The following is a 1,167-nucleotide window of genomic DNA, read 5'->3' as shown; positions in this document are numbered from 1 at the left end:
GAGATGCGCAGCATGTCGCGCTCGCGACGCTGGAGCTTCACCATGACAGTGCCGCCGGGATCGGAGAACTTCATCGCGTTCGACAGCAGGTTCGCCATCACCTGGTGCAGGCGATCGGGGTCGATATTGGCTTCGGCGCGCGGGGCATCGTCGACCAGGACGATGCGGATCCCGCTATCGGCCATGTAATTGGAACTGGCGGCGATGGCCTGCTCCAGGACCGCACGCACTGGCATCTGCTTGATTTTGAAGGTGATGACGCCCGACTCGATCTTCTCCATGTCGAGAATGTCGTTGATGAGAAGAACCAGCCTTTCACTGTTGTTGTGGGCGATGTTGACGAGGTTGGCGGCCTTGGGCGGCAGCTCGCCCGCGACGCCGGCTGCGATCAGGCCAAGCGAGCCGCGGATGGATGTCAGCGGCGTTCGCAATTCGTGGCTGACCGTGGAAATGAAGTCGTTCTTGAGCTGGGCGTTTCGCTTCTGCTCGGTGATGTCGCGATTGTAGGTGATGACGCCGACGATCTTGCCGGCCTCGTCGCGGAACGGCGCCTTCAGAGTGTAGAGCCAGCCCTGCCTGCCGTCAGGCAGGAGCGCGGGCTGATCGATGCGCAACGTCTGCCCGGCCTCCAGCGCGCCCATTTCATCCTGCCTGAAGCGCTCGGCCACGTCCTTGGGATAGAAATCGAAATCCGTCTTGCCGATGAGGTCCTCGACGGAGGCGGCGCGCACCAGTTCGGCGGTGGCTGGATTGGCCGCGATGAAGCGCCCCTCCGCATCCTTCACGTTGAGACTATCCGGCAGCTCGCGAACCATGGCACGGAATATCATGTTGGACACGGCGAGATCGCGTCGCCGCTGCTGCCGATCGAGCAGCACGGCAATGATGAAGGTGCTCAGGAAGCGGAACAGGAGCGACGGCAACGTGCTCTGCTGCACGAAGCCGGTCACGACCTGCGAGGGAATGACCAGAAGCGTGATGAGCCCGGCCAGCGCGACCGACAGGCCGAGGCCGAGTATGTCGAACATGGTGCGCGAGCGGACCGCGACGATGTGGTGCCAGGCCAGGCCGACGACGGCGGTGATCAGGATGCTCATGACGCCGGCTTCGGCGCCCTGACCGCCCAGATGAAGACGATAGGCGATGGAGCCGGCGTCATGAGCATCC

At 63.2% G+C, this 1,167-nt stretch carries 1 protein-coding gene; it reads right to left on the bottom strand.

The window, feature by feature from the left end:
* Positions 1 to 1,145, bottom strand: a 1,145-nt coding sequence (locus EOA60_RS33510) for a PAS domain-containing protein (protein WP_245502689.1), incomplete at its 3' end; no start/stop codon positions are given.
* Positions 1,146 to 1,167 lie beyond the last annotated feature (22 nt).

Origin of the sequence: Mesorhizobium sp. M1A.F.Ca.IN.020.06.1.1, assembly GCF_004023265.1 — a bacterium.
Classification (GTDB): Bacteria; Pseudomonadota; Alphaproteobacteria; order Rhizobiales; family Rhizobiaceae; genus Mesorhizobium.
The sequence above is the reverse complement of the archived record's forward strand: the minus strand, read 5'-3'. Positions and strand labels throughout refer to the sequence as shown.